17 protein-coding genes and 1 pseudogene are annotated in these 20,193 nt (G+C 63.1%); 6 read left to right on the forward strand and 12 right to left on the reverse strand.

The genetic code is table 11. The features are described 5' to 3' along the window. Positions 1-43: 43 nt before the first annotated feature. A complete protein-coding gene (gene mutS, locus EA473_RS05395; protein WP_124194640.1) occupies positions 44-2,791 on the reverse strand; it encodes a DNA mismatch repair protein MutS in 2,748 nt (915 codons plus the stop codon). Between the two features lie 296 nt (positions 2,792-3,087). Here mutS and EA473_RS05400 point away from each other — a divergent pair, with 296 nt between their 5' ends. After that, the gene (locus EA473_RS05400) at positions 3,088-3,867 is read left to right on the forward strand and encodes a universal stress protein (protein WP_124194641.1); all 780 of its coding nucleotides are present in this window, start codon (positions 3,088-3,090) and stop codon (positions 3,865-3,867) included. Between the two features lie 43 nt (positions 3,868-3,910). Here EA473_RS05400 and EA473_RS05405 read toward each other — a convergent pair whose 3' ends face one another. From EA473_RS05405 to EA473_RS05430, 6 genes and pseudogenes are all read right to left on the reverse strand, one after another. Continuing rightward, positions 3,911-4,639, reverse strand: coding sequence for a universal stress protein (locus tag EA473_RS05405; RefSeq protein WP_124194642.1), 729 nt, complete (start codon positions 4,637-4,639; stop codon positions 3,911-3,913). Continuing rightward, positions 4,636-6,072 (reverse strand): APC family permease, encoded by a 1,437-nt coding sequence (locus tag EA473_RS05410; protein WP_124194643.1) that lies wholly within the window; start codon positions 6,070-6,072, stop codon positions 4,636-4,638. Before EA473_RS05410 ends, EA473_RS05405 begins: the two co-directional genes overlap by 4 nt. Positions 6,073-6,130: 58 nt before the next feature. Beyond that, positions 6,131-6,460, reverse strand: coding sequence for a tRNA-binding protein (locus tag EA473_RS05415; RefSeq protein ID WP_124194644.1), 330 nt, complete (start codon positions 6,458-6,460; stop codon positions 6,131-6,133). Positions 6,461-6,519: 59 nt separating this feature from the next. Next, a pseudogene (gene thiD, locus EA473_RS05420) lies at positions 6,520-7,341 on the reverse strand (bifunctional hydroxymethylpyrimidine kinase/phosphomethylpyrimidine kinase); the annotation flags it as partial. Positions 7,342-7,540: 199 nt separating this feature from the next. Further along, positions 7,541-8,281: a hypothetical protein gene (locus EA473_RS05425; protein ID WP_124194646.1), complete on the reverse strand. Its 741-nt coding sequence runs from the start codon at positions 8,279-8,281 to the stop codon at positions 7,541-7,543. A gap of 95 nt (positions 8,282-8,376) precedes the next feature. Continuing rightward, positions 8,377-9,399: an AIR synthase family protein gene (locus EA473_RS05430; protein ID WP_124194647.1), complete on the reverse strand. Its 1,023-nt coding sequence runs from the start codon at positions 9,397-9,399 to the stop codon at positions 8,377-8,379. Between the two features lie 254 nt (positions 9,400-9,653). Here EA473_RS05430 and EA473_RS05435 point away from each other — a divergent pair, with 254 nt between their 5' ends. Beyond that, positions 9,654-10,757 (forward strand): putative sulfate/molybdate transporter, encoded by a 1,104-nt coding sequence (locus tag EA473_RS05435; RefSeq protein ID WP_124194648.1) that lies wholly within the window; start codon positions 9,654-9,656, stop codon positions 10,755-10,757. A gap of 254 nt (positions 10,758-11,011) precedes the next feature. Further along, complete coding sequence (locus EA473_RS05440; protein ID WP_124194649.1) at positions 11,012-11,494, forward strand: DUF7384 family protein; 483 nt, start codon at positions 11,012-11,014, stop codon at positions 11,492-11,494. A gap of 14 nt (positions 11,495-11,508) precedes the next feature. On the opposite strand, the gene arsM is transcribed toward EA473_RS05440, so the two are convergent. From arsM to EA473_RS05460, 4 genes are all read right to left on the reverse strand, one after another. Further along, positions 11,509-12,363: an arsenite methyltransferase gene (arsM, locus tag EA473_RS05445; RefSeq protein ID WP_124194650.1), complete on the reverse strand. Its 855-nt coding sequence runs from the start codon at positions 12,361-12,363 to the stop codon at positions 11,509-11,511. 12 nt (positions 12,364-12,375) lie between these two features. Beyond that, the gene (locus EA473_RS05450) at positions 12,376-12,756 is read right to left on the reverse strand and encodes an ArsR/SmtB family transcription factor (RefSeq protein WP_124194651.1); all 381 of its coding nucleotides are present in this window, start codon (positions 12,754-12,756) and stop codon (positions 12,376-12,378) included. A gap of 197 nt (positions 12,757-12,953) precedes the next feature. Continuing rightward, complete coding sequence (gene rdgB / locus EA473_RS05455; RefSeq protein WP_124194652.1) at positions 12,954-13,502, reverse strand: RdgB/HAM1 family non-canonical purine NTP pyrophosphatase; 549 nt, start codon at positions 13,500-13,502, stop codon at positions 12,954-12,956. Between the two features lie 254 nt (positions 13,503-13,756). After that, complete coding sequence (locus tag EA473_RS05460; protein ID WP_124194653.1) at positions 13,757-16,228, reverse strand: PAS domain-containing sensor histidine kinase; 2,472 nt, start codon at positions 16,226-16,228, stop codon at positions 13,757-13,759. A gap of 389 nt (positions 16,229-16,617) precedes the next feature. Here EA473_RS05460 and EA473_RS05465 point away from each other — a divergent pair. Both EA473_RS05465 and EA473_RS05470 read left to right on the forward strand, forming a co-directional pair. Continuing rightward, positions 16,618-17,618 (forward strand): IS630 family transposase gene (locus EA473_RS05465; RefSeq protein WP_124194654.1). Its coding sequence is split into 2 segments (ribosomal slippage): positions 16,618-17,110 and positions 17,110-17,618, totalling 1,002 coding nucleotides; the frame shifts between segments, so codons are not numbered across the junction. A gap of 407 nt (positions 17,619-18,025) precedes the next feature. Next, positions 18,026-18,457, forward strand: coding sequence for a response regulator (locus tag EA473_RS05470; protein WP_124194757.1), 432 nt, complete (start codon positions 18,026-18,028; stop codon positions 18,455-18,457). 160 nt (positions 18,458-18,617) lie between these two features. On the opposite strand, the gene EA473_RS05475 is transcribed toward EA473_RS05470, so the two are convergent. Next, entirely contained in the window at positions 18,618-18,938 is a 321-nt protein-coding gene (locus EA473_RS05475) for a DUF1330 domain-containing protein (protein WP_124194655.1), read from the reverse strand. A 381-nt stretch (positions 18,939-19,319) separates the two neighbouring features. On the opposite strand from EA473_RS05475, the gene EA473_RS05480 reads away from it, so the two are divergent. Continuing rightward, positions 19,320-20,147, forward strand: coding sequence for a helix-turn-helix transcriptional regulator (locus EA473_RS05480; RefSeq protein ID WP_124194656.1), 828 nt, complete (start codon positions 19,320-19,322; stop codon positions 20,145-20,147). Positions 20,148-20,193: the final 46 nt, after the last annotated feature.

Consider the following 20,193-nt stretch of genomic DNA (forward strand, 5'->3'; position numbering starts at 1 on the left):
CACAGTGAGGACTTCCCGTGTGAACTACTGGGCTCTCATCCCCTCATTCGTCGGGCTCCGAGAGCCGTTCTTGCCACTCCTGGACCTTCGACATGAGTTCGATAGGCGGCGTCCGGTCGACGTCCAGCGACTCGACTTCGTCCAGAACCGCCCGCGTCTCGGGATCGAAATCGGATTCGGCCACCGCGCCGACCGATTCGTCGCCGGTCCCGTTGGATACAGTTTCCTTCGGCTCCGCTGTGGTTCCGCCGTCACTCGTGGCTTTCGCGGCCGTTTCGCGTCCAGATCCGCCACTCGCCGTCTGCATGGTTCCGCTCTGAAGGTCGAAGACCGCCTGTACCGGTTCCGACGATCCACCGCCTTTCGCCTCGATGGCCTTCTCCTCGCGCAGCCGATCGAGGACGTTCCGAGCGCGGTCGACGACGGGAGTCGGAACGCCCGCAAGATCGGCCACGTGGATGCCGTACGACCGGTCGGTCGGCCCGTCGCGGATCGTCCGGAGGAAGGTGACGTCGCCGTCTCGCTCGTCGGCCGCGACGTGGACGTTGGCGACCCGCGGGAGGTTCTCGGCGAGGCCCGTCAGTTCGTGATAGTGGGTCGCAAACAGCGTCTTCGCCCCAACCTCGTTGTGCAGGTACTCCGTCGCCGCCCAGGCGATCGAGATGCCGTCGTACGTCGCAGTGCCGCGACCGACCTCGTCCAAGATCACCAGCGAGTCGTCGGTCGCCGTATGGAGGATGTTCGAGAGTTCGCTCATCTCGACCATGAACGTCGATCGCCCCTGTGCGAGTTCGTCCAGCGCGCCGACGCGAGTGAAGATGCCGTCGACGAGGCCGATTTCCGCGTCGTTCGCCGGCACGAAGCTGCCGATCTGTGCGAGCAAGACGATGCAGGCGACCTGTCGCATGTACGTCGACTTCCCGGACATGTTGGGGCCGGTGACGACCAGGAAACACCGACTCTCGTCCATCGCCACGTCGTTCGGCACGAACTCCGTCGTCTGCTCGACGACCGGATGGCGACCCTGATCGATGTCGAGGCGGTCGCCCTCGTGAAGAGCAGGCTCGACCCAGCGGTTCTCGGCGGCGTGGGTCGCCAGGCTCGCGAGGACGTCCACCGTCGCGAGCGTCCGGCCGACGTCCTGAAGCAACTCGGCCCGCTCGGCCACCTCCTCGCGGAGCTCCTCGAACAGCTCGTACTCGAGGTCGCCGCGACGCTCTTCGAGCCTGAGAATTTCGCGTTCTTTCTCCTCGAGTTCGTCGGTCGTAAAGCGCTTCGAGTTCTTCAGCGTCTTGATCTGCTCGTAGTGGTCGGGGACGCCGTCGGCCGCGGACTTGCCGACCTGGACGTAGTAGCCGTCGGTCTTGTTCCGATCGACGCTGACGTGTGACAGGCCGTGCTGGCGCTTTTCGCGTTCGGCGAGACTGTCGAGCCACTCTTTTAGCCCCTCGTGGCGTTCGATCACCTCGTCGAGTTCGTCGTCGTACCCGTGCTGGAAGAGCCCGCCCTGGGTTACCGTCGACGGTGGGTCATCCGCGATCGCTGCCTCGAGCGTCTCGCGCAACTCGCTGGCGCGCTCGCGGTCCGGCCGCTCGACGATCTCGGTCAGCGGCGAGTCCGCGAGTTCGGGCGCGTCCGCGATCGCGTCCGTGATCGTTGGGAGGACGGCGAGCGTCTCGGCGACCGAACGCAGATCGCGCGCGTCGGCGCTGCCGTGGGTGGCCTTCGAGGCCAGCCGCTCGAGGTCGTACGCATCCCCCAGAGCGTCCTGTAGCTCGTCGCGAACGAGGGCGGCCGACGAGAGCGCGGCCACCGACGCTTGCCGGCGCTCGAGCGTCTCGAGCGACCGCCGCGGCCGACACAACCACTCCTTGAGGCGTCGCCGGCCCGCACTCGTCTCGGTGTGGTCGATCGTCGCGAGCAGCGAGCCGTCGCTGCCGCCGTGCATCGTCTCGGTCAGCTCGAGGTTGCGCTGGGTCGTCGCGTCGAGCGTGACGTGGTCGTCGTCGTGATGGGTCTGGATGCGCGTCATCGACGCGAGCACGCCGGAGCCGGTCTCCTCGACGTACGAGAGAACCGCGCCGGCGGCCGCGAGCGTTACGTCGCCGACGCCGAGGCGGTCGACCGTCTCGCGGCCGAACTGTTCGCGGACCGCGTGGCCGGCGCGTTTGGGCGCGAACGCCTCCGTCTCGTGCAACGTCAGCGTCGCGTCGACGCGCTCGCGAACCGCCGACAGGAGGTCGTCGTCCGATCGGACGTCCGGCCCCGGCAACACCTCGACGGGGTCGAACCGGTACAGCTCCGTCAGCGCCGCCTCGAGGTCCGCGGCGTCGGCGACGAGAAAGCGCCCCGTCGTGACGTCCGCGAACGCCAGTCCGTAGCCCGCGCCCCCGGAGCGGCCGCTCGAGGAGACGGTGTCGCAGACGACGGCCGCGAGGTACTGGGCGTCCGCGTCGGTCGTCTCGAGCAGCGTGCCCGGCGTGACGACGCGGACGACTTCGCGGGCGTGGCCGGAGTCGGTCTCGTACTGATCGGCGACGGCCACGCGATAGCCGCGTTCGACGAGCGCCTTGAGGTAGGGCGTGAGGTCGTCGACGGGGACGCCCGCCATCGGGTACGACGAGCCGTGCGAGGACTTCTGAGAGACGTTCAGGTCCAGTTCGTCGGCGACGACCTCCGCGTCGTCCGCGAAGAACTCGTAGAAGTCGCCACACTGCATCGCCAGCAGGTCGGCGTCGGTCTCCGCTTTGAGCGAGAGGAACTCCCCGACGATACCCGTCGCCTCGGTCATGTGCGGTGACTGGCGGGCCACGACAAAAACCCTGCGGGATCCGCGGTGGAAGTGATACTGTCGGACAGCAGTCAGTGAGATGTCGATCGCGAATTCGCGGCCGTCGCCGTCGAAGACGGCCGCAGGAGAGCGACCGATCGTCGAATAGTGCTGACCGACAGTATGAACGAGGCGAGCCGCCGTCGGTCTAAAAGCCCCTGGCACGTACCACGTATCGGGAGTCGTGACACTCACCGCTGCGTTCGTACCGGGTTCTATTACGGTCGCCGTCCTATCTCGTGAGACGAGCCCCCACAATGGCACCACCCCGCGACTATCGCGTGCTGATCCCGATCGACGTCCTCGGTGGCGAGTCCGTTCCCCGGACGATCGTCGACGCGTTCGCGTCGGTTCCCGTGGTTCTGCTCGGCTATCGCGAGATTCCCGATCAGACCGGGACCGACCAGGCCCGTGACCAGTACGCACCACGCATGCGAAGCGAGCTCGACGACGTGCAGCGAACGTTCGAAGACGCCGGGTGTCTCGACGTCTCGACTCGGCTCGTCTTCACGCACGACCGCCTCGAGACGTTCGAACGGGTCGCCGTGGAGACGGACTGCGACGGCGTCCTGCTGGTCAATCCGGCACCCGTTCTCGAGTCGGTCCTCGTCGCGATCCGAAGCGACGTCAACCTCGAGTACATCGCACAGTTACTCGCCGCCCTCGTGGCCGATACCGACCTCGAGGTGACCTTCTTCCACGTCGTCTCCGACGAAGACGACCGCGATCGCGGTACCGAACTCCTCGACGACGCGACCGAGGAACTGATCGAGCACGGAATCGACCGCGACCGAGTCGACACGGTGCTCAGCGTCGACGGCTCGCCGACGCGAGAGATACTGGACGTGGCGAGCGAGTACGACCTCCTCGTGGTCGGCGAGAGTCGCCCCTCGATTCGGCGGTTCATCTTCCGCGACCGGGCGAAGAAACTCGCCAGAAAAACCGTCGATCCGGTTCTGGTCATCCGCGGGGAGTACCTCGAGGTCGAGGACGGAGACGAATCGACCGATCCAGAGGACGGAGGCGGCGACTCCTGATTTCGCGACAGCGACGCGCAAACGGTTTTCGGGGATCGGTCGATCAGCGCTCCTCGGTACTCGCTGGATCCTCGCGATCTGCGTCGTCCTCGCGGTGTCGAACGACGAGCACCGGCCCGACCGACTCGGCGGCGACGCGTTCGGCCTCCTCGCCGAAGACGAGCGTCCGGAGCGACGGCGCGCGTTCGCCCATGACGATGGCGTCGTGGTCGACGGCGGCGGCGGCGAGCGCCTCGAGCGGGGGTTGGTCGACCGCGAGTTCGGTTCGAACGTCGATTTCGTTCCCGGCGAGCGCTCGCGCGCTCGTCTCGAGGAGTTCCCGACCGGTGGCCTCCTCGTCGGTCGCCAGAAAGAGCGTGACGCCGATCTCGTGGTCCCCGATCAGTTCCGCGACGAACGAGACGATCCGTTCGACGGCGACGTCGCCAGTGAGCGCCACGAGGATGCGATCGATGGGGCCGGTCGCTCCGGGAATGGCGTACACCGGCGAGTCGGTCGCTTCCGCGACTCGATCGAACGTCTGCTTGCGATCGTGAGTGAAGACGAGGCGATAGTCGGCGGTCCCGTCTTCCGCCCCGAACTCCGTCGCGAGGTCCTCGAGCGCGTCCGTGGCGCGTTCTTCGTACTGCAGCCGCGCCTGATCCGGCGGCGTCTGTTCGGGCAACACGTGATAGCCCAGTACCGTCACGTTCATCGGCTCGAGCAACTCCGTCAGCCCGGCCGAGACCGATCCTCCCTCGAGTATCGCCAGTGGAACGAGTATGCGTGTCATAGTGCACCTTTCAGCTCGACGTCGCGGGCGTAGTAGAGGTACCACCCGACGGTCAGGAGCATGATTCCGACGCCGACGTACAGCGATTCGCGTTGCATGAACCCGATGAGAGCGACACTGCAGAGCGCGCCGAGCGCCGGGACGACCGGATAGCCGGGAACCCGAAAGTCGGGGTCGTACCACTCCGGTTCGTCGCGACGCAACGCGATGAGCGCCACGCAGATCAGTCCGTACATGATGAGATGGAGGAACGACGCGACCTCGGCGAGCAGTTGCACGCGCCCGGTCGCCGTCAACACCAGAATCGGCCCGCCGGCCAGCCCCAGTGCGACGTGGGGCGTGCCGTACCGGAGGTTGATCCGGCTCGCTCGCCGGGGCAAGAGCGCGTCACGGGAGACGGCGTAGATGGCTCGAGACGTGCTGAGCACCGACGCGTTGGCGCTCGACATGGTGGCGAGCAGGCCGCCGAAGACGATCGCGAACGCGCCGATCGGCCCGAGATAGTGGCGACCGACTTCGACCATCGCGGTTTCGCCGAACTGCTCGAGTTGCTCGCTTCCGAACGCGCTCGTCGCGACGAAGATCGTCACCACGTAGAGGACGCCGACGATGAGCACCGATCCGACCATCGCCAGCGGCAGGTTCCGGCCCGGATCTCTCATCTCGCCGGCGACGGTCGCCACCTGTGCGAAGCCGAGATACGAGGTAAAAACGAGCGCCGCCGTCGTGAACACGGGGAAGATTCCTGCCGGGGCGAACCGTTCGGGAGCCGTCGGCTCGCCCAGGAGCCCGGCAGCATCGAGCCCGCCGTAACCGAGGAACACGATCAGTATCGACAGCAACAGCGCGACGACGCCGTTCTGGAGTTTCGCCGCGTTTTCGGTCCCCGTGACGTTCAACACGGTAAAGCCCGCGCCGAACAGCAACGCGATCGGGATCACCAGTTCCGCTCCGACCGCGATACCCAGTTCGGCCAGCGTGTCGACGGCGTAGTAGCCGAATCCGACGAGGTAAAACGCCGTGGCGAACACCAGCCCGAACCACAACGAGAGACCGACGACCGTCCCGGCGAGCGTCCCGAGTCCGCGCGAGATGAAGTAGTAGCCGCCGCCGCTTTTCGGCATCGCCGTCGCGAGTTCCGACGCCGGCAACGCGACCAGTAACGCGACGACGGCACCGATGGCGAACGAGACCGATGCGGCCGGGCCGGCGTTTCCCGCAGCCAGTCCCGGGAAGACGAAGATGCCCGCGCCGATCATCGTCCCGATACCGATCGCCAACCCGCCAGAAAGTCCGAGCGTGCGCTCGAGTTCGGCGTCGTCCGTAATCGTCGCCTCTTCGGTCTCGACCGTCGGCTCGATCTGCGGTGACTCGCCCTCGACGTTGGTTCCCTCGGCCGACGGTCCCGGGGCCGGTGACGGATCGTCGTCCATACTGGCCGTGCTCTCGCCGGACGGATAGCTTTACTGCTATTTCTGACTCGCGGCCGTATCAGAACAACAGCCCGCCGAGGGGCACGTCGGACTTCGGTTCGACGAGCACCGGATATCCGTCCTCGTCCGGAACGCCGACGGTCAGCGCCTCCGATTCGAACCCGGCGATCCGAACCGAGCCCAGGGTCGTCGCACACAGCACCTGCCGCCCCTCGAGTTCCTCGGGATCGTAGTGGTGGTCCAGCTGTCCGGCCGACTGAATCTCGCCGCCCTCCTCTCCGAGATCGATCCAGAGCTTGGTCATCTTCGGCTTGTTCGCCTCGGGGAACGCTTCGGCTTCCAGGACCTCACCGACGCGAATCTCGGCGTCGAACGGGTTCTCGACCATGGTCGCCGTAAGACTCCCGATCCGTAAAAACCGGCTGAATCACGGCCCGTCAGCTACCGATCGACGGAGTGATTGACCGCTCCCGGCCCCCGCCCGACGTCGTAGTGGCGTTCGATCGCCTTCGAGAGAAAGTCCGTCGCGCCCTCGACCGCTGCCTCGAGGCCCTCGCCGCGCGCGAGTCGCGCCGCGATGGCGGCAGAAAGCGCACAACCCGAACCGTGGGTCGCGTCGGTGTCGACGCGCTCGTGTTCGAACGTCGTGACCACGGGTTCGCCCGTCCCCGTCGCCGGGTCGCCCGCGCGGACGAGGACGTCCCGGACCGTCTCGCCGGGGACGTGACCGCCCTTGACCAGTGCGGCGTCGGCTCCCATCTCGAGGAGCGCCTCGCCGGCCTCGCGGGCAGTCTCTTCGCCGTCGATCTCGATCCCGGTCAGCACTTCGGTCTCGTCGGCGTTCGGCGTGACAACCGCGGCCTCGGCGATCAGCGCTTCGTAGGCGCGTTCGGCGCGTTCGTCGAGCAATCGGTCGCCGGAGGTGGCGACCATCACGGGATCGACGACGAGCGGGAACGCGAACGCTCGAGCGCGCTCGGTGACGAGTTCGACCACCTCGGTCGTCGCGAGCATCCCCGTCTTCGCCGCGCCGACGTCGAAGTCTCCGACGACGGCGTCGATCTGGGCGTCGATCTCCGCGGTCGGCAGGACGAACGACGACTCGACGCCCCGGGTGTCCTGGGCGGTGACGGCCGTGATCGCCGACGTGCCGTAGATGCCGTGGCTCGCCATCGTCGCGAGGTCGGCCTGGATGCCGGCACCGCCGCCGGAGTCGCTCCCCGCGATCGTCAGCGCCACCGGACGCGTCTCGGGTGTTGGCGTCTTCATACTCGAGTCTATTCGGTGGTTATACAAATCGGTGATGGTCGGGGCGGGGTTCCCGGGTCGTCGGTATAGTAGCCACTGAACGTCACTGCACACCCGATCGCCAGACTGATCGGCGATCGGTGTGTAAACCGTTTCAGTTGTTACGATAATCGGAACGGGTCCGGTTCCGTGGAGGTAACTCGAGTGTCCCGTGCCGCCGTCATCCTGCGTTCCATCCTACCGCGGACTCGCTGTCCTCGAGGGCGCTCTCGTCCCACCCCATCGAGAACTCGTCGTCCTCGAGGACGATCGCGTTGACGTACATGGAGCCGGCGGAACGCATCGTCTCGGTCGTGCTGGGGCCGTCCTCGGCGGCGAGGGTGACGAGGTGCTCGCCCGACCGCTCCCAGACGTCCGTGAACCGCACGGATCCCTCCTTCTCGAACACGACTCGCTGGTCGAGGCGCGGTTCGCCGTTGGGATCCTCGATTCGAACGTCGACCGTCGCCGAACCGCCGTTGTAGTTCGTGAGGAGGAAATCGCCCGGCGAGTAGACGAACAGCCACCCGTTTGCGGTCGTCACAGCCCACTGATCGTCGAGTGAGTTCACCGGAACGTCGTCGCTCACCCGTCGACCGCCCTCGACCTCGAACGAGATGGTGTGCTCGCCCGTCCGTTCCCATACGTCCTCGTAGCCGTCCCACTCGCCGCCGTCGTACGTCGTCGTCTCGGCGAACAGTTCGTCGCCGTCGGGCGAAACGACGCTGGTACTCACCGTCACCGTCTCGCCGCCGTGGTTGCCGACGTTGAACTCCTCGAACGGATCCCACACGGTCTCGATGATGGACGAACACCCAGCAAACCCCGAAACCGCTGTCGTCCCGAGGCCGGCGAGAAGCCCTCGCCGGGACGTCGATCGACGAGACTGACCCACACCGTCCGACCGGAGGGGATGGTTCATACGTCAGAATTGTCCTGACAGAGTATAACTTTCGAATACGGTTATCCGAGCGAGAATACCCTCGAGAATCGAGTTCGAACGGAAAACAACGTCGTCTATCGATCGGTTCGAGACGCTTCGGCCAGTTCCGCGTACGCCGCCCACGACGGATCGACTGCCGGATGCTCGAGTCGCTCGCCGTCGACGACGACGCCCTCGCCGTCCTCGACGCGGCCGATCTCGGCGACGACGGTGTCCCGATCTTCGAGCGCGCTTCGGACCGCGTCGACGCCACTGGGCTCGACCGCGACGAGCAGCGAGCCGCAGCTGGTCGCGGCCCAGGGATCGATCTCGAGGCGCTCACACACCTCGTGGACGCCCGGCCGCGTCGGGACGGCATCGCGGTCGATAGCGAACCGCGCGTCCGCACCGTCGGCCATCTCGTTCAACGCGCCGGCGAGCCCGCCCTCGGTGACGTCGTGCATCGCGGTGACGGGGCCGGCCGCGGCCGCGGTCAGGGCGTCCCGAACGCAGTACACCTCCTCGAGTCGATCCTGGGCGTCCGCGACGACCTCGTCGGGAAGCTCGAGCTGGTCGGGAAAGAGGGTGCTCAGGAGGCCGACCGCCTCGACGGCTGGCCCGGTCGTCAACAGGAGCCGGTCGCCGACGCGCGCGCCGTCGGGGCGGACGACGTCGTCGTGCTCGCCGACGCCCATCGCGGTTGCCGCGCCGACCCACGGGTGCGACGGATCCGAGTACCGGGCTGTGTGGCCGGTGACGACGGCGACGCCGAGGTCGGCGCACTCGTCGTGGACGGTCGTCCAGACCGTCTCGAACTCCTCGTCGGTCATCGTCTCGGGCAGGGTGAAACAGATCGAGAGGTGCGACGGCGAAACGCCGCTTACGGCCACGTCCGCGAGGACGAGGTCGAGGGCGAACCGCGCGGCCCGCTCGAAGCCGAGTGCGGGGAGAATCGAGAGCGGATCGGTCGCGGTGACCAGCGCCGTCCCGTCGACGTCGATCACGCCGAAGTCGACGCCGTGCTGGGGACCGATGGCGACGTCGGTGCGCTCTGCGCCGAGGTTCGGCGCGACGTGTCGATCGAAGAACGCCCGATCGATCTTTCCGAGATCACTCACGATCGATCGATGCAGCGCCGTCCCTTTAGCCGTAGCGTTTGTCGGCCGCTGTGCCACCTGAACGCGACCGCCAGAAGTCGGACGAACGGCGGACCTCGACGTCACACGAACTCGGCGTCGATGGACACACGGTTGCCACTCGGGTGTCTGTCAGTTCGACGCTGTGTAAGCTAAACTGCTTTCAGAGACGGATCGGAATAACCAACACCAGTTTCTCGAAACAGTGAAACGCGTACGGACGATAACGGCCATAGATGGCGTATTCGTCCGGGAATCCAACCCGATCCGAACTCGAGTTTTCGGTCTCGGAACTGACGGGTGCGCTAGGTGATTCGGTTACTGTCCTGCCGTTGCTCGTCGCGCTCGCGGCGACGACATCCGTCTCGCTGCCCCACGTTCTGATCGGGTTCGGCGTCTTCCAGATCGTCTGGGGGGTGTACTACGGGATGCCGCTCTCCGTCGAGCCGATGAAGGCGCTGATCGGGCTGGCGATCGTCGGCTCGCTGTCGTACCCGGAACTCGCGGCGGCGGGGCTGCTCGCGGGCGGCGTGTTGCTCGTCGTCGGCTCGCTGGGTCTCGTCGATCGCCTCCAGCGGATCGTCGGCGAGCCCGTGATCCGCGGCGTCCAGTTCGCCGTCGCCTTGCTGTTGCTCGAGGCCGCGGTCGGGCTCTCCGTCGGGAATCTTCCAGTGGCCGTCGGTGGGCTGGCTGTCGTCGGGGTGCTCGCGCTCGTCGGCTACCGCCGCTCGAGTATCCTCGCGGTTCTCGCACTCGGCGGGATCGCGGCCGTCCTGACGACCGGGTTCCCGACGCCGCGTCTCCCCGAACTCGCGCTCTTCCCCGCTGGTGTCCCGACGGTATCTGCGGCGGCGCTCGAGGGAACCGTCGCCCAGCTGGGGATGACGGTCGGAAACGCGGCGATCGCGACCGCGTTGCTCTGTGGCGACCTCTACGACCGGGACGTCTCCGCGGATTCGCTTTCGAAGAGCATGGGCGTCACCTGCCTCGCGGCGATCCCGGTCGGCGGCGTGCCGATGTGTCACGGCAGCGGCGGGCTGGCAGGCAAGTACGCCTTCGGCGCGCGCACCGGCGGCGCGAACGTCCTGCTGGGTCTCGGCTACCTCGCGCTCGCGCTGGTGGCCGCCGGCGCGTTGTTGGCAGCGTTTCCGATGGCCCTGCTCGGCGTCTTACTCGCCGTCGTCGCCCTCGAGCTCGGCCGGGCGGCGTTCGCTCCGATCGACGACGGGCGGGCGCTCGCGCTGGTCGTCGGCGTCGGCGTCGCCGGGCTGGCGATCAACGTCGGCGTCGCGTTCGTCCTCGGGGCCGCCGCATTCTGGCTTCTCTCGAGGGGGGAGTGACGTTTCGTCGCGGGACGAGACCCACCCGGACAACGCGAATGTGGACGGGCCAACGCGAATGTGGACGGGCCAACGCAAATGTGGACGGGCTTTCGTAACGCCTCCGACCGTCCGACGGTGACCACTTTTCACGCCGGCGACCGAACGTCAGACGATGACTGCTAGCTGGGAAGAGCTGTTCGACCGCGGTGGCGAGTACGACGTCGACCTCGGGGGCGTCCTGGAGACGTACGATTCGAGGACGGAGATGACTGATGAGTAACCGTCGCGACGAGCCCGATCCGACGCGCGTCGTCGCCGGTCCGGCGGTGCTCGCGGCCGACTTGCTCGTCGGCGGCGACGCCCGCGAGGCGCTCGATTACGTCCGCCGTCACTCCTGGGTCGACCTCCTCGCGAGCGAGCACTTACTCGAGGAGACCGAACGGCTCGTCGCCTCGCTTGCCGACGCGGACCTCGCCGGCGATCACCGGGCGCGACTCGAGGCCGACTGCGTCGCGGTCGACCACCCGGCCGAGGACCACCCCGCGCTCGCGTCGGCTTATCGGGGCGAGGCGGCACACCTTCTCTCCTACGACGAGCGTCTCGGCTCGGCAAAAGCGGGGCTCTCGCTCCAGCCTCGCGTCTCGGTGAGCGTTCGTCCGCCGGACGCGTTCGCCCGCCTGTTCGATCCCGAGAGCCTCTACGAGGCGGTCGAAGGTGGCGAGTATCCCGGCCCCGACTGCGACCCGCGATCCTGATACCGCATCGCGAGTTACGTCGGTTTCCGGGCTTCGATTAGGGCGGAGACGATCGGAAGATCGTCGCTCCACTCCCCTTCTTCGGTGACTGTGACGTCGACGAATCCCGCCTCAGCGAGCCACGACTCGATATCGGTCACCCTCGCCGCGTCGCCGACGCACTCCGCGATAGCGTCGGGATCGTTCCGAACCTCGGGCGGTAACGGCCCTGTCGCGACGAGGTCCGAAATCGAGAGCGAGCCGCCGGGCCGGAGCACCCGGTCGGCTTCGGCGAACACCTGGGGCTTGTTCGGCGAGAGGTTGACGACGCAGTTCGAAACGATCGTATCGACGCTCGCGTCGGCGACCGGCAGGTGTTCGATCTCACCCAGCCGAAACTCGACGTGGTCGAACTCGCTTTCGGCCGCGTTCTCTCGAGCGCGCTCGAGCATCTCCGGCGTCATGTCGACGCCGATTACGTGACCGTCGGGACCGACTTCCCGCGCCGCGACGAAACAGTCGAACCCGCCGCCGGAGCCGAGGTCGAGCACCGTCTCTCCTGACTCGAGGGCCGACATCGCGTCCGGGTTTCCACAGCCGAGTCCGAGGTTCGCGCCGTCCGGCGCTTGCGCCAGGTCGTCGGGGTCGTATCCCAGCGCAGTCGCTCGAGAGGGATCGGCGGTTACGCCGCCGCCGTCGTTCTCGGCGGTCGCCGAGCCGCAACAGCCACCTTCGCCGGCGGCCACGTCGCCGTACTCCTCGCGAACGTGGGCCCGTCTGTCGGGGGTGCCGTCGGTTACGTCCGAGTCTGCGTTCGTTCGGTTGGACGTGTCGTCGGTGCTCGTATCGTCGGTGCTCGTATCGCACGTCGGTGCGGTGTGGTCTGTCATCGTTGAAGCGGGTTACTCGGTCGGCGTCTCGACGACGGCGGCGACGTCGAGCAGTTCGAAGACCGCGGTGTCCGCGATGCGGTAGTAGGTCCACTTTCCCTTCTTGCGCGTCTTCACGAGGCCCGCGTCCCGGAGCGTTCGCAGGTGGGTCGCGACCGTCGACTGCGGGGCCTCGAGGACGACCTGCAACTCGCAGGCGCACAGTTCGCCGTCGCGCAGCGCCTCGAGTATTCGAACGCGGTGGTCGTTCGCGAGCGCGCCGAAGACCGTCTCCTGCGTGGTCACCGTTTCGTCGGCCGGTCGGCGCTCCTCGAGCCCCTCGACCGAGTCAGACTCGGCGTCGTACTGTTGCTCGAGCGCCCGGCATGCCTCCTCGAGCGTTTCGTCAGTCATGGTCGTATCGAACTTTCCCGATACGAACGGACGATAGATGTCGACTCGTCATCGTTCGAGCACACACGGAACACATCGGGATAATTCGATATAACTGTTCCGGATGGTCGTGTCCGAACCGAACAATCCCGACCCAACACGACAATTACGGCTGTATAGGAGATATAATCCGAAGCCAGATTGTGATTTCCCGATACTCACTCGAAGTCCGCGTACCACTCGGCGAACGCCGCGAGCGCTCGCCCGCGGTGTGAGATCGCGTTTTTCTCCTCGAGGCTCATCTCGGCCAACGTCTGGCCGTTGTACTCGAAGATGGGGTCGTAGCCGAAGCCTTCGTCGCCTCGAGGTGCGACGATCGTCCCTGCGAGCGCCCCAGTAAACGTCTCCGTCCGGTCGCCGTCCGCAAACGCGAGGACCGTCCGAAAGCGTGCGCGCCGATCGTCTTCGGCCTCGACGAACCGCCAGAGGCGCTCGACGCCGACGGTATCCTCGACGTACGCCGAGTACGGGCCGGGGAAGCCACCCATCGCGTCGACGAACAGTCCCGTATCACCGACGAGGACTGGATCGTCGCCTCCCGCCGCTTCGAACGCTTCCCGCGCGCCGACGCTGGCGATCTCCTCGAGCGAGTCGCTCTGGACCTCGGTGTAGTCGTAGTCGATCTGTTCGACCCTGTCGATTCCCTCGAGGTACGCTCGAGCCTCGCGAACCTTTCCCTCGTTGCCGGTGACGAACCGAACGGTCATATGCGAGGCGGCGCGCTCCGGGCGAATATAGGCGTCGGTCGCGTGCTGTCCTGGAGGTGTTTACGCCGGGGAGGAGGTCATAGACGAATTCAACTGCGATCTCTCGAACTGTTCCAGCCTCCGGCTGTTCAAACAGCGAATCGAGGGTTTCGAGGTCCACTAACTCGTATGAGGCTGGAAGTGCTATCGGTTCGAATACCTCTTTCTGCTTTGGCCTCGGTTTCCGCTTTACTACGCTCGGACTAACACGACACTCACGCCTCGTCACCGCTTGCAGCAGGGAGCGTAAACGAGAACGTCGCCCCCTCGCCCGGTTGGGACTCGAGCCAGATGTCGCCACCGTGGCGCTCGACGATGCGCTTACAGAGCGCGAGGCCGATTCCCGTTCCCGAGTGTTCGTCTCGCTCGTGGAGGCTCTGGAATACCTCGAAGACACGCTCTCTGTCCTCCGGGTCGATGCCGATCCCCTCGTCGGAGACCGAGACGATTACCTCCGAGCCGTTTTGCACGGCCGAGACGTCCACCCGCGGCGGGTCGTCGCTGTATTCGATCGCGTTAGAAAGCACGTTTTGAAACACCTGCCGTACCTGCTCGGGGTCGCCCTCGACGCGTGGCAGCGACTCGACCGTGATCGTCGCATCGCTCTCCTCGATGGCCACCTGCAGATCTGCACGAACGGCCTCGAGAACGTCGTCCAGATCGACTGGCTCGAAGGGATCGCCGCGCGTTTCGACTCGCGAGTACTCGAGCAACCCGTCGATCATGTCGCGCATTCGCTCGGCGCCGTCGACGGCGAAGTCGATGAACTCCTGACCGTCCTCGTCGAATTCGTCCGCGTAGCGGCGCTCGATCAACTGGAGGTAGCTCGTGATCATCCGTAGAGGCTCCTGTAGATCGTGTGAGGCGGCGTACGCGAACTGTTCGAGACGCCTGTTGGATTCCTCGAGTCGCCGCTCGAACTGCTTGCGCTCGGTGATATCGGCCAGGGCCCCGGGGAACACGGTTGGTGTTCCGTCCTCGTCGTACTCGACGTGGCCGCGCGCAACGACCCACCGGAGGTCGTCGTCTGCGTCCCAGACGCGGTACTCCGCGACGTACTCGTCTCCCGATTCGATGGCGTCCTCGATCTTTCGGTTCACGCGTTCGCGATCGTCGTCGTGAATAGCCGAGGTGAACTCCTCGAGCGGGACGCCCTCGGTGGCCGCGTCGGGATCGATCCCGAACTTCTTCGCGAACGAAACGGTTGTGACCATCTGGTCATCCGGAATATGCCACTCCCAGGTCCCGACAGCGCCGGCTTCGGCCGCCGCCTCCAGTCGCTCTTTCGCATCCTCGAGATAGCGCTCGCGTTCGACCCGCTCGGTGACGTCGTTGGCCGCTCCCAACCACCGAGTCACTTCTCCGTCCTCATCCAGCAGCGGTGTGGCACGAGAGACGACCCAGGCTTCGGTGCCGTCTTCACGAACGACCCGGTGTTCCAACTCGAAGCTGCGTTTCGTGCGAACGGCTTCGTCGATGGTTTTCCGAACGCGCGGCTGGTCTTCGGGAGGAACGTGTTTTTCGATCCACGACGGCCCGTCCTCGTCGGTGTCGGCGAGAAGATCCGACCCCTCTAAACTGCGCACCTCGCTCCAGTCCGCGTTCGTACTGAACACCACGTCAGACGTGGTGGTGACCAGCGCGCGAAAGCGTTCTTCGCTCTCGTGTAGTCGTTCGTACGCCTCTTGCTTTGCCTGTTGGAGTAGCTCCTGGCCGCGTAGCACGATATCCGATGCGAGCTGTGGATCCGCCGTGTCTGGATCCGGTAGCAACTCTTGCTCACAGTCTGCCTGAAGTTCCTGTACGATCGGCGTGATGTCCTCGACGCTGTGGACGATGTAGTCGATCTCGCCAGTCGCGTCGAACACCGGCGAGTTGATCGGGTTCCACCAGCGCTCCTCGAATTCGTCCCCATCGAACTCGTTGCGCTCGCCCGATGAGGATCGCCTTGCTTCGCTCGGCTCACCACCACCGGACTCGCGATCGGGGATCGGATAGTGCGTTACCGACATGGTGTCCGCTTCTCCGGTCTTCGCTACTCTCTCGAGTGACTCACGGAGGTTCTCGACGCCATCGGCCGGGTTATCGGGGTTGTTCGGAAAGATTTCGAACAACGTCTTCCCCATGATCTCCGCCCGCTGGGTCATCGTCGCGTCAAGATACGCATCGCTCACGGCCACGATTTCGTAGTCATCGGGCTGTACGATGAGGTAGTTGCCGGGCACGTTCTCGAACAGTCGACGAAAGGTCGCTTCGGCGGCTTCGGTTTCCGACCGTTCGCGTTCGCCTATTTCGCGAACGATCCCGACTGCTCCCTGTACAGTGTCACCAGCGTCGAGCACACTTGTCCGCACTTGACAGCGAATTCGTTCCCCCTCCGCGGTCTCCACGGTGCGCTCGAGTGGCTCGCTCCGGTCGGCGGCGTTCGCTCGGTGATTGTCGGTCTCGTGGTCGATCGACACACTGTCGTCGAAGAGTACGGACACGTGCTCACCGAGCAGTTCCTCACGCGTGTACCCGGTTATCTCCACGATGGCGTCGGTGACCGAGACGAGGCGGCCTTCGGCGTCGAGTCGATAGATCCCATCGTCGATCGTATTGACGAGAGTGCGATAGTGCTGGAGGGCCTCGGTGTCGTCCGCATCTCCCCAGAACGCCACTTCAGAAGACCCGGCCCGTTCACTCATGTACACGTCGAGGCCCTCGACCCGGATAAGTTGCTTGCTCGGACCGCTCCCAGTAGTATTCCCCACCTCGAGACCGGGAGAGTGACTGCGGCTCTTTTGGCTTGTCGTTACAACGCTATGGGACCTCATCGTTGCCACTGCACGTCATCCCATACCTGATCGCCAGATGAATTGGCGATCGGTGTGTACATCGTTTCAGCTGTTACTATAGTAGCCACTGGAAGTCAATGCACACCTAATCGCACGACGAGAGCGCGGTTCGGAGTGAGTGTAACGAACGAGAACCGCGATATAGCGAACGGGGAACGCAGTGACCCGTGAGCTGTGCGATCAGTGTGTAACTATAGTAACCATTAGAATTATTTACTCGTAGATCCTTCCAACAGACAGTGGATCACCTCGACGAGATCTCAGTTGAGGAGTTGCAAGATGCTCTCGACAACGCGGACGGAAAGAAGCCGACACAACGGCTTTTAGCCGCAATAGCGTACAAAAACGGCATTCAGCAGACTGAACTAGCCGAGTGGTACGGCGTGGAGCGACGGACGATCTATAGTTGGCTCAAGCGACTCGATACTGATGAGTCGCTTGAGCAGGCTGTTTCTGATGCTCACCGGTCTGGGAGAAATCGAAAGCTCTCCGGAAAAGTGCAAGAACAGTTCGAAGCAACTGTCCACGAATCTCCTGAGAAAGTTGGGCTCGACGCACCAGCTTGGACGCCGGCGCTCGTCCAGCAGTATCTTAACGAGACGTACGATGTCGAATACTCAATCCCGAGTTGCCGGCGGTTGCTCAAAGAAGCGGGATTGAGCTATCAAAAACCGCGCCGTACAGCCGTCGAATCCGATGCAGACGAGCAAAAAACGTTCCGCGAGGAGTTCAAAAAAAGCGGCGGGAGATGGACGCCACAGTAGTCTGTATCGATCAAACCAAGAAATCCGTGCAAGTCGAGCCGCGTGCCGCGTGGTTTCCTCGCGGCACGCGGCCGTCTGTCGAATTATCCGGTCAACGCGGCTGGACGTGTCTCTTGGGCGCGATCACCGAAGACGGTGATCGCTTTTTCGCCCGGTTCGAAGAGTACGTAACCGCCGAACACGCCAAACATTTCATTCTTGCATTATGCAAAGGGTTCGAAGATGATTTGCTCATCGTACTGGATGGTGCACCGTATTTTCAGGCGTCGGCTGTCACGGACCTGGCGGCCCGTGACGACCTCGCCTTCGTTACGTTACCAGCATACTCGCCAGAACTAAATCCTGTCGAGGAGTGCTGGAGACAACTCCAATCCGCTCTTAGCAACCGCTTCTTTGAGTCACTCGACGATCTTACAACGGCGACTGACACAGCTCTCGATCAACTCTCTATTCCTACAGTGAGTAATTACTTCTAATGTCTACTATAGTTCCAGTTGTCACTATAGTTGTACCATCATATGTTTTCTCCCAGGAAGTCCTACCAGTAACGCCAAGTTCGCACATCCAGTGATCAGATAGTTCATTGATATCGCCGTGAAACAGATGGAGTCGTCGTGCTGCACTCAGCCTCTATATTCAGCGGGGAGGTTCTGACAGAATCTGTGTAGGACGTTCAGTCTCTGCTGCATACAGGACGCAAATAGCGCACGATATTCAGATTGATTCGCGAAAGTGGGGATCGGTCAGCACGGGTGAGGTAGCTACCACAGGGGGCACCAAGCCACCAATCAACACACCAAATTATTTGGTAGATGATCTTAATAGAGGTGGGTTACAACACTGAGTCAATACCTGTCTTCAATGGAGGGGGACATTGAGTAGTGTGACTCGAAATGATAACAAACCGGATGTTCTACTTGTCGAGGATAATCCGGGGGATATTCGATTGATTCAAGTAGGTATTCAACAGGCTGGGTTTGGTGTGAGACTGCATAAGACCACAGATGGTGTTGAGGCGGTTGATTTCTTGAATAACAAGGGAACTCCGTGCCCTGATTTAGTGTTATTAGATTTGAATCTGCCACGAAAAGATGGGCTTGACATATTAGAAGACATCAGGAGCCATTCAGAACTTTCACATCTACCAGTGCTTATCTTAACCAGTTCAACGGCCAGTGAGGATATTCGGGCATGTTATGAACAACAAGCAAATGCTTACCTTACGAAGCCTGACGATCCCGAATCACTTGTCGAACTAATCCAATCCGTTGAGAGGTTTTGGTTTGAGAAGGTTCAATTACCGACCTGTACCTGAGATTGACGTGTTGCATTCATCCTCTGGATGTCCCACGCGCTTTCTACCAGCTACCGGATAGTTTGAACGAGGCGTGCAAGATACAAAGCGCGAATGCAGCATCATACCATTCAGTGATTCGTAAAATCCAATCGAGAAGGAGAGTGTGTAGGGGGAAGATTTACTGCAGGTCCTCAGGCTCAAACTCTGGTGCAAAGATGATGTTAACGTAGTCGAAGACTTCCTCACGCATCTGTTCGAGTTCGTCGGATTGGTACGTATCATCGTTCCACCACTCCTGCGCCTCGTCTGCGGATGGGAACTCGGCGACGATGGTGTGGGCGTGGTCCCATTCGCCCTCGACCGGTTCGGGGTCGAATTCGTTGACCAGTAGTTTGCCGTCGTATTCGTCAACGGTGGCACCGGCGGCTGGCAGATACTCGTTCAGATACCGATCCATGTCCGCGATTCCATTAACCGAGATGAGGTACTCCTTGGGCATGGTGGCTCCACCGCTAGGGCTGTAGCGGCAAGCACCGTAAACGCTACCACACCACATATAGATGTCCGCCTCCCAACAACTTTAACTCTCTTGAAAGACGGCAGATTGTGATTTCAAACAGTTTAGGTCTGATGAATCCATTCTCTGAATGTTGCAAGCCACTTTTGACAGCATTTCGTTAGTTCGAATATCTCGTGCTGAACTCACAGAGCAAGTCTTGCACTGGATATTGGCCCGATTGAATCCGTTGTAATGGGTTAGTCCAGATGGTATTGGTACCGGAGTTGCCATCGATAGTTCTGGCACCTTCCAGGCGCGGTGTGATACAACAGCCCTATCTGCTCCAGAAGATGTAATATCGTCCCCGTGTGAACAACTAACATGGAATCGTTCATCGAGGAAATCGAATTTATTGCGAGCTCGAAACATCGCGTTGGAGTTCTCGAGGCACTCGCAGAGGGGGGCCATGATCGACGGGACCTGGAATCAATGACTGGAGCCCATTCCTCGACCATTGGACGCGTACTCAGTGACTTCGAAGAGCGGCGTTGGATCGAACGGAACGGGCCGACCTATGAACTGACACCGCTTGGTGAATTCGTCGCCGACCAGTTCGCGGACCTGTGCGACGCGATGGAGATCGAAGGAAAGCTCCGGGATGTCTGGCAGTGGCTTCCGCGGGAAATGGAGGGGTTCTCCCCGGAGTTGTTTGCAGATGCCGTTATCGCCTATCCTCCCACTGGCTACCCGTACGAACCCCTCGAACGGGTCATCCAACTGTACGAAGAGAACGACTCACTCCGCGGATTTGGGGCGACGATATTCAAAGGGGCTGCGTACGAGGTGTTCACTCGAGAGGCGCTCGACGGGATGGAAATGGAATTCATCTACCCCGCAACGTGCCTGTCAGCAATCATCAACTGGAATCCCGAACTATTCCAGCAAACGGCCAACCTAGAGCATTGCAACATCCTCGTTCACGACGACCTCCCCGACATGCGACGGTGTGGCATCGATATCTTTGATGACCGTGTCGCGATTTGCTGTCACGATCCAGAAACCAGGGCCTTCCGTGCATGGTTCGATACTGCCGCACCCGAGGCCAGAGAGTGGGCGAAATCCGTCTTTCAGGAGTACCGCAGCGAGGCTCGGCCAGTCGACGAGGAGGTGTTGGCCACACCGGTACCGGAGCAATTTACATCGCCATAGAAGACCAGACCGATCCGTCTCTGCGGGTCGGTTGCACGCCGTGCAA

Origin of the sequence: Natrarchaeobius chitinivorans (assembly GCF_003841505.1) — an archaeon.
Lineage (GTDB): Archaea > Halobacteriota > Halobacteria > Halobacteriales > Natrialbaceae > Natrarchaeobius > Natrarchaeobius chitinivorans.